The organism is Halostagnicola sp. A56 (assembly GCF_000691505.1).
Classification (GTDB): Archaea; Halobacteriota; Halobacteria; order Halobacteriales; family Natrialbaceae; genus Halostagnicola.
This window is the reverse complement of the sequence record NZ_JMIP02000026.1, coordinates 73,153-81,981: the sequence shown is the minus strand read 5'-3', so window position 1 is coordinate 81,981 and position 8,829 is coordinate 73,153. Positions and strand designations below refer to the sequence as shown.

Here is an 8,829-nt window from a genome sequence, read left to right as displayed (position 1 = left end):
GCGTTCTCGAATGATTCCTTTGTGAGAATATCACTTGGACGGCGGTCACTCTCAACAGCATCAAGAACGATCTTGCCGGTCTCATGGGCGACTTCATAGCGTTCATCGCTCTCTGCAGGCGGCGAAGCGGCACCGAGTGGAGCAAGACCAATCACCTCACTAATTGACGACATAGTATTCGCAGTGAACATCCCACCGCATGCACCCGCCCCCGGGCAGGCGTTACGCTCCATCTCATCCAGTTCTTCCTCAGTCATCTCGCCAGAAGCCACGGTGCCGACCCCTTCGAAGAGACTCTGCACTGTAATCTCGCGGCCTTCATGCTCGCCGGGCATGATGGACCCTCCATAAAGGAAAACACTCGGAAGGTCAGTACGGATTGCAGCCATCATCATGCCGGGGAGATTTTTGTCACATCCTGCGACGGTGACGAGCGCGTCCATACGCTCAGCAAATGAGACCAGTTCGACAGAGTCAGCAATGACTTCACCAATAATCCTAGGTGGCGCTGTTTTCGGTTTGTATTTCCTTGAGAGGATTTCATCCTCTAACTCGGAGTTTTGGATATCTCATCCACTAAATAACTTAAATGAGTAATATATAATAAATAAACCAAACTAATTAGACTATGTAGGCAATCGACATTGACCATACAAAAAACCCGCGGTCTTCTGCAGTCTCAGGCGGAGGCAACGGGCCAAGAAAGTACAGATCAGGTCTCGAACGTCGTGACCATCGACTCAGCAACTGGTGAGGTCTCTGACGATCAGGTTGTTGGTGTTGAAATGATGGTTTCGCTCGGCCCTGGTGCCGATGCGGTTGACCTCGATGCTGCCACATTCGAGTACGTGGGCTCGACCACGGCTCGAGGAACTGTGGATGAGTTCGAGGGGCTCGAGATCCAGACTCTCGATGGCACTGCAACTGATGACACGATCATCGAGTCTGGCGAATCTCGTCAGATAGCAATCGGGCTTTCTGAGGCCGGTGTGCTGGATGTGGATTCCGCCAGTGGACTTAGCGCCATCGACGCAGGGAGACGGCGAATGCGATCCGGAGTTCACGAGTCGATTATGGATACACGAATGATTAAATAGTATATGGATAAACACTACTATCAGATTTCAAGTCAACAAATTTATAGAAATGTGATGATTGCCAGACACTAAGCAGTGTGTAATAGCTATTAATTTTTAATGTGTTTCATTACATTCAAACAGGTTGAAAGATATCGACCCATCAAAATCATTATCTTCTACAGACATTTCTATTCTAAATTCGCTCCCTGGGAAGTTTGTGCGCGTTGTAACATCTGGATCTGGCCCAAATCCAGAATCTGAGGGCTGAGAAGTCTGTTTTCCCATGTCCCATTGCTCCGAACACGTAGGCCAAGAACACGGGTTGAGATTCAACCGCCTTCACTAACTTCATCAACGCTTTGAACCCACTGGCGTCAGTCTCATAACCCACAATCCCACTCTGATAAGACAAGTGGGTCATGTTTCCACGAAGAAGACTTTCAGTTGAACTCTTCGTTGCGTGGTTTTGTACTACCCAATGGCAGTACGGTGTTTCTCCGAAACTATCGTAATCACCGTACGGTTCGAAGTGGAGAGCGCATTGATGGAGATGGTTTAACGTTCGTTCGTCGGTCACAAGTCCAGTCCACCAGTAGTGTGGAGACTCATCTTGACCCGGGAGGTTTCCATCTACGAATTCTTTGAATTCGGCTTCTATTGGACGTTCACGAGCGTCTGCTCTTCGATCGAGCTGATCTCGTCGTCGATCTCGTCGCGCTCGCGCTCTTTGCGCTCGAGTTTGAACTCGAGCTGGTTGACCTCCTTGTGCTGGTCGAGCACGCCGCTGTAGTCTTCGGTCTCGAGCTCGTCGATCTCGGTCTCGAGGGCGTCGATCTCGTTGGTGAGCGCCTCCCGTTCGTCGGTCAGATCGTCGATCGTCTCGCTGCGGGAGTCGATTTCGTCGTCGATCGAGTCGAGGCGACGCTGGGTCCGCTTGTACTCGCTTCGGCTCTCGTTGATGGTCGAGACGGTCTCCCGGCGCTCCTCGAGGTCGCTGTTGATCTCGGTTCGCTCCTGAATGCGATCCTCGCGCGCGTCCCGAAGCTGTTCGATCGTCGTCTCGATCTGCTCGCGGGCCACCGAGGAGCCGCAGGTCCAGCAGGTGACCGTCTCCGAATCGTCGAGCAACTGATCGGTGATCGCCCCGTCGTCGCCACCGTCGTCGACCGACTCGTTCGCGTCGACGAGTACGGAGTCGGGCTCCTCGAGCAGTTGTTCGTTGAACTGGATGGTACTCTGAAGCTGGGAGATTTCCTTCGAGAGCGCTGCCTTCTCCTCCTGCAGGGTTTCGATCTCGGCTTCACAGAGCACGCGTCGGGTTCCGTCCGCTCGAGCTTCGACGCCAGTTCGGACGGCGTTTCCCGAACGTTCAGCGGCACGAGGACGCGGCCGGTTCGCATCGCGGAACGAATCGGGTGTATAACAGCCAAGCTGTGGACTCTCCAGTTCTGTTGCAATCCGTAGAAGATGATTAGTTTGATACCCTCTGTGGCAGGCACATACCAATCAATGTATGGCGTATTCTGTTATACTGAGCTTAGTTTTGTTCCATCATATTCTCTACCTACCTATTTCGCTTGGCAGCAGGATTTGTTACAGCACCATTGGCAGCAGAGCCGAACATGTCGGCATACTTTCGAAGGAAGCCACCTTCGTACTCGGGTTCAGGTGGTTCCCAGTCTTCAAGACGTGCATTGAGTGTTTCCTCAGAGAGATCTACAGACAGTTCGCGCTCACGGACATCAACGGTGACCGTGTCTCCATCCTCAAGGGCTGCTATGGGACCGCCGGCAGCAGCTTCTGGAGCGATATGGCCAATCATCGGGCCACGGGTTGCACCGGAGAAGCGGCCATCAGTAAGGAGCGCAACATCGTCCTCGTAACCCTGCCCAACGACAGCAGCGGTCACTCCGAGCATCTCACGCATCCCAGGACCACCTTGTGGTCCTTCATTATTCGAATACAGTCGATCTCTACCCGCATGGATCTGTGTCATCGGATGGATCAACTGAGGCGTCGGTATCTGGTCTCGACGAAGAGTTCACGTCGTTCGATCAGTTGAGTGTTGACGGGACACCGCTCGAGATCGGGCTGGACGAGAAAAGTGATGTGGCAATCGAGGGTGAACTCGACTCGTTTGAATACCGCGATATCGATATCAGCGACAATTCGACGGATATCCGGTACGATGCAACTGGGTATGATTTCGAGATCACGCTGCACGATCTTGGGGAAGACACAGGCGTTCAGATCGTCGACACAGAACCATCCAGATCTTCAATAGTGAGACCGTTGAATCCGTCCTCATCACCACGGATCGTGTTTCCACCAACGTATTCGAACGTTGCAGCACCGAGGTCAACCGCATCGGCACCCGGGCCGAGCGAAACCATCATCTCGACCGAGTTAATCGAGCTTGTAGCCGTAGCAGATTGCGCAATGGCAAGATTGCCACCAGACTCGGATAAATCGGCAACTACAGTGTTGTCCTCACTCGAATCATATGTGAGAGAATCAAGGTCAATATCAGCACCGGCACTGCCTGTAAAGACATTGCCAACAATTGTATCACCATCGTCAAGTTCAGTAACTGTAACCGTGACAGTTCCCGAACTGAGTGATGCTGTTTCAAGTTGATCCGCTGCCTCCGCCAGGGTTACACCTGTTGCCGAAGTACCTCCACTGAGATCAACTGCTGTGATTTCGGCATCCATCTCATCATTTAGTTGGTAGCTAGCCGAACCGAGGGCGACGCCACCACTCTGAACGGTACCAGTCGCCGAGTCAATACTGACGACGTTCGAAACCTGATAGACATCTGAACAAGCTGAATTCACACGGGGGATGTTGATTACATCGCCTGATGAAGAGTTAATCCTAGGCGATAGTGATGACATGACGATAGATGGAAGGACACAGGCAGAGGCATATTATCGTGTGTCCGATGACGCTAGTAGTGGAGTGTGGGTCACAGAACAGTTAGAAAATGAATATGGGACAATAAACATTTCCAAACGTTAGTTCCTAAATATAATATATCTTTACACACTGAATATGCTCTAATATTGGTTGTGTAGTACGAAACTCCATCACTTGCACCATAGAATCTGACTTTTACAATTGTGGCTTTTGATGATAAATACTACCGTTAGGAATATGAACCACTAGTTCGATTATTGATATATGCAAGGGGGATATCCGTCGGACTGGGACACCCGACGGAAGACGGTCTACAAACGAGATAATTATACTTGCCAAAATTGCGGTGCTAAAGGTGGACCCTCTGGAAATGCAGAATTGCATGCTCATCATCGCGTTTATCGCCACCACCGAGGAGCTGTGTGTCTGCATCTCCCTGATTTCCTCGGCCGTCTCGTCGATCWTAYYCGATCACCACAGACTCGCCACAAACGGGGCAAACGGATCCATTATCTGTATTCTCAATTTCAGACTGTGCGCCCGTCCATCCGCAAGTTGGACACTGGATTGGATCGGATCCAGACACAGGACACTGGAAGCATTCGTCGCCGGATCAAAAAAACGTAGTGTCTGGATCGGACAGCTGTCAGACTACTATCGGGGGTCATCGCACTCTTTAGTACGTTGTTCGCGATCATGTTCTGGATGAACGCGTCACAGAGCGAAAATACAGATAACTAATCTGTTGAAAATCTTGGGAGGATATCGGGCTACAACGACGAGATACAGTATGCAGGGAGTGCCTCGAGCCCACCGACTCGTAGCAGTCTCTCGAAATTCCGTTCAACCCGTTGGACTGACGATCGAGATTCACAGGCCAAACTCGAGCCCGCTGTAGACCGAAATCACAGGGACATGAGCACAATAGCGAGCAGAACGCCGTTTTTGTACGCAGTTGCCGCTAACAGCCGCTGTGTCGGCTTCTTTCCCTCGACGTTGTCGAGTGCATCGTGAAGTTCTTCGATGGAGATCTCGTCGAGATGATCCACTAGAAGCTACAACAATCAATGGGCAGAGAATTCTAACGGTTACTATAGGCAGGACCGTATTCCACCCATTGCCGGCCACAAAAACTGTGCCCCCTCTGTGATTTACATTCATACATATGTAACTAGAATAGATTCTGTATGGCGTTTGTTAATGGAAAACATCCTGTAAACTCAGTCGTTATACGGTAGTATCCGTACTCACAAACATAACACCGCTGAGGAATAACCGCTTCTCAAGCAACAACGAGTATATCACAATTCCCCTTTTCAATGGCGTTTGCAAATGGCAAACATATTGAGGTGAGGAACGAGTCTCCCGTCAACTTCTCTCCTAGAACGATATTTGAGCCGCTAATCTACAGATTCACCTATATTTATTTGGTTTCGGTCGCTTTCCAACCCAATTGATCGTCGAGCGGTTGAACCGAACCGATCTCGAAAAAGTTAGCCGTCGTCGGTCAGCGAGTACTCGTTCGTTCGCTTGTCGAGTTCGCTCTTCTCGACGAGACCGAGTTCGACGAGTTCGTCGAGGTTCGGGTAGAGACGCCCGTGGTTGACTTCGGTTCCGTAGTAATCCTCGAGTTCCCGTTTGATCGCCAGACCGTACATCGGCTCTTTGGCGAGGATGATGAGGATGTTGTTCTGGAACGCGGTCATTTCGCGCGCAATACCTTCTTCGCCCGTAACTGCTTGTGCCTCTGACATAGATTTGTAAATGTCACCAGACTATTTAAGACTTGCCAACTATTCGTCCAATGATTACAGCCAAACAGTCTCGAAGCGTGCTGTCGACCGTTTCATGGTCGTTTCGTCGGCTCACCTTACTAATTCGTCTGGTGGCCATCAGCTATAGGTTCCAGTTCGATTACGAAAGTACTTTTTGATCGTCCATGAATCGTTTCGGTATGGTAAACCTCTGGGAAGACATAGAAACCGGACCGAACGCGCCCGAAGAGATCTACGCCGTCGTCGAGTCAATAAATCGTGACCGTCCGGAGTGAAAGTGATTCTACTTTCACTGCGTTACGCGATCGCTTATTAATCTATAGACAAATCATCAGGTGCAATGCCAGACGATTCCGAAAGAAGATTCAGAGAAATCGAGCGCGAGATCTCAGACTTACAAGACGATGTGGGACGAAATGGTTCTCGAAGTTTGAGTGACCAGATCGGCCAACTGGAAGACCAAATCAACAACCTTGAACGAAGAGACCGCCGTCCAAGTGATATTCTCACAAAGGAATCATTCGAGAACGCTATTACACTACAGGCTGCAATGGGTGGATCGACGAATGGTGTTCTACATGTCCTTGCAATGGCTGCTGAGGCAGATATCGATCTCTCTATCGAAGAGTTTGACGAGATCAGTAGTCAGACCCCAAAGATAGCAAATCTCCAGCCGGGTGGCTCGCATGTTATGAAAGATCTCCACGAAGTTGGTGGGGTTCCTGTTGTTATCCGAAGACTTCTTGAGGGTGGATATCTCCACGGCGACGCTATGACTATCACCGGAAACACTATCGCAGAGGAATTGGAGACTCTGAATCTGCCATCTGATGAAGAAATCGACGTAGACTTTCTTGCTACAGTTGATGACCCGTTCCATAAGGAGGGGGCAATCAAGATACTCACAGGAAATCTATCACCCCACGGCGGCGTTCTCAAGGTTACTGGCAACGAAGGTTTCAATCTAACTGGCCCTGCACGTGTCTTTGATGGAGAAGAGGAGGCGATGGCGTACGTTCAGGAGGGTGAGATTGAATCCGGTGAGATATTAGTTATTCGACCTCAGTGGCACCTCTGGTGTTGAAATCCACTCGGGACTAAACCCAAGCAGTGAGGATGACATCGACTCCGACTCCGAGGTCAAAACCGTCCAAGCTGATGGTAACGAGATCGACATCGACACGAGCGATCTCGGAACCGGTGCATATCACCTCATCTGGAGTGATGCATTCGATGGAAGTGACAATTATGTCGGAGCGGAGTTCTGGGTTGACGAAGAGAATCTAGATATCTCCGTTGATGAGGATTACATCCTTGAGGATGAAACCGCAACCGTCAATTACGAGTCTGACCGCGATACTCAGATCGTGAACGTCACTGAGACCAATCAGGGTCTCGACGCTACGGATATCGAGGACATCTTCATCAACAACGCAGATAATGGTAATTCCATTGAAGATATCAAAGGCGACACCAGTAACAATGATGATGATGTCGCAACCTTCGAAGTTAACCTCGATGGCGCTGATGACATTGATCTCAACGCAGTTATGACTGACTTCGACGCTGGCGACTACGAGTTCGAGTTTAACCACACGGACTCGGTGGCAAGCGACAACGCGACAATCGAAGTTAGTGACAGCGAAGCAGATCACAGCCGTTCTGCTCGCGAACGTCCTCCCGCAATTGGACAGTTCGAATCGCTTCCGCCATCACCCGGTCGACAGTAAGCGCAGCGGGACTTGCCGCCGCATTGTACTCGCGATAGATGAGATTGCGAAGGATTTCGTTATCCGTCAGTGGGTCAGTTCCATACCGTTCGAGACTCTGCTCGATGATCTGATCGACAGCATCTGTCCCCCGGAGGGGCGGATACGGCGGGAACGTCCGGATCAAGACGGGTTCGGAGTAGCGCCCACCTGAGAGGGGAATCCGCGTCCAGACTTTAAACTGGTCGGTCGTAATGAGGTCCTCTGCCGTATAATCACGGAATCGTTTCATCAATAACTCGGCATTATCACTGTCGTTGACTGAGAACGTGAGCAGGTTATCGCAGTTGTTCTGCATCGCTTTCAGCGTGTCCTCCTCGAACTGAGAGGGATACTGCGAGGCCAGAGTCACGGAGAGACGCATCGACCGAGCACGGGCTAACATCGACTCAATATCGAGATTATCGCTGGCGATGTCGTTGAACTCGTCACAGAGGACGAAGTAGGGATCCGGTTCAGTATCGAGTTCGTAGGACCGCCGTTGGATGGCTGACCACAAGTTTCGCATCACACCCAGCGTCACCATCTTCTTGATATCCGTATTCTCGACCGGCGTTCGAACGATGACGATCCGGTCGTTGTCGATGATATCGCGGAAGTTGATCGTACTCTCGCGATGGGCGATGATCCGCCGGATCACCGAGTTCTCGACCCAGGATTTGATCCGTTTCAAAAGCGGCCGAACCGTCTCCTCTTCCATCTCCGCGATTTCGAGGCAGAACTCACGGATATAGGGATCTTCGACGTCGAGCGCGAAGTCTTCGCGTCGATCGGCGCACCTTTGGCGCATACTCCATCACTCTGTCCAGTCTTTGATGAAATCGAAGCCTGGTCTGTGCAATGGCTATAGGATTCACGATCACGGGGAGTTTTAACCAGAGAAAGCATTGAAATCTATAATGGTAACCGATGACCAGACTCTAGCTCGGTATCGGTTCACATCCGAGGTCGATCTGCCGGAAACGTTCACTGCTCTCGACATCGAATATTTAGATGTCTCCGCGACTCGCGTAATTGTGATCTACACCCGTGCAGTCCTCAACATAGAGATTGCAGATGGACAATTGAATAATGCCCGAACCCTCGAGATTGAAGTGCTAGACTATCCACCAAAGGCAGGAGGAGATAATCCAACTAACCTCATTACGAGGATTATCAAGCGAATTTCGGATATTACAGAATCTGACTATCAGCAGCTCTTGTAGCGCTTTTCGAAGGGAGTTTATAAAGATTGAGGTCACATATTCAGGAAACTCGGTGAACGGCGGAATTCTCGCCTTGAAGAAG

Annotated in this window: 4 protein-coding genes and 8 pseudogenes; 4 read left to right on the top strand and 8 right to left on the bottom strand. The window is 50.5% G+C overall.

Translation table 11 applies throughout. The features are described 5' to 3' along the window. A pseudogene (locus EL22_RS15700) lies at positions 1-488 on the bottom strand (dihydroxy-acid dehydratase); the annotation flags it as partial. A gap of 156 nt (positions 489-644) precedes the next feature. Here EL22_RS15700 and EL22_RS15695 point away from each other — a divergent pair. Then, on the top strand, positions 645-1,097 hold the full coding sequence (locus EL22_RS15695; RefSeq protein WP_050052346.1) for a hypothetical protein: 453 nt from the start codon (positions 645-647) through the stop codon (positions 1,095-1,097). A 657-nt stretch (positions 1,098-1,754) separates the two neighbouring features. On the opposite strand, the pseudogene EL22_RS15685 reads toward EL22_RS15695, so the two are convergent. The 5 genes and pseudogenes from EL22_RS15685 to EL22_RS15675 form a co-directional block, all read right to left on the bottom strand. Continuing rightward, a pseudogene (locus EL22_RS15685) lies at positions 1,755-2,384 on the bottom strand (chromosome segregation protein SMC); the annotation flags it as partial. A gap of 259 nt (positions 2,385-2,643) precedes the next feature. Then, positions 2,644-3,036: pseudogene (locus tag EL22_RS16920) on the bottom strand (dihydroxy-acid dehydratase); the annotation flags it as partial. A gap of 289 nt (positions 3,037-3,325) precedes the next feature. Beyond that, entirely contained in the window at positions 3,326-3,916 is a 591-nt protein-coding gene (locus EL22_RS17780) for a hypothetical protein (RefSeq protein WP_156184247.1), read from the bottom strand. Positions 3,917-4,933: 1,017 nt separating this feature from the next. Next, positions 4,934-5,047: pseudogene (locus EL22_RS17775) on the bottom strand (IS630 family transposase); the annotation flags it as partial. Positions 5,048-5,494: 447 nt separating this feature from the next. Then, positions 5,495-5,752 (bottom strand): annotated as a pseudogene (locus EL22_RS15675) (PadR family transcriptional regulator); the annotation flags it as partial. A gap of 200 nt (positions 5,753-5,952) precedes the next feature. Between EL22_RS15675 and EL22_RS17770 the strand changes: the two are divergent. Both EL22_RS17770 and EL22_RS15670 read left to right on the top strand, forming a co-directional pair. Continuing rightward, positions 5,953-6,039: pseudogene (locus EL22_RS17770) on the top strand (inorganic pyrophosphatase); the annotation flags it as partial. Positions 6,040-6,104: 65 nt separating this feature from the next. Further along, positions 6,105-6,833 (top strand): annotated as a pseudogene (locus EL22_RS15670) (dihydroxy-acid dehydratase); the annotation flags it as partial. Positions 6,834-7,056: 223 nt separating this feature from the next. On the opposite strand, the gene EL22_RS17765 reads toward EL22_RS15670, so the two are convergent. Both EL22_RS17765 and EL22_RS15660 read right to left on the bottom strand, forming a co-directional pair. Further along, entirely contained in the window at positions 7,057-7,368 is a 312-nt protein-coding gene (locus tag EL22_RS17765) for a hypothetical protein (RefSeq protein WP_050052344.1), read from the bottom strand. 61 nt (positions 7,369-7,429) lie between these two features. After that, a pseudogene (locus EL22_RS15660) lies at positions 7,430-8,317 on the bottom strand (TraM recognition domain-containing protein); the annotation flags it as partial. 124 nt (positions 8,318-8,441) lie between these two features. Here EL22_RS15660 and EL22_RS15655 point away from each other — a divergent pair. Next, positions 8,442-8,747 carry a hypothetical protein gene (locus EL22_RS15655; protein WP_050052342.1) on the top strand — a complete coding sequence of 102 codons (306 nt, stop codon included), beginning with the start codon at positions 8,442-8,444 and terminating at the stop codon, positions 8,745-8,747. Positions 8,748-8,829: the final 82 nt, after the last annotated feature.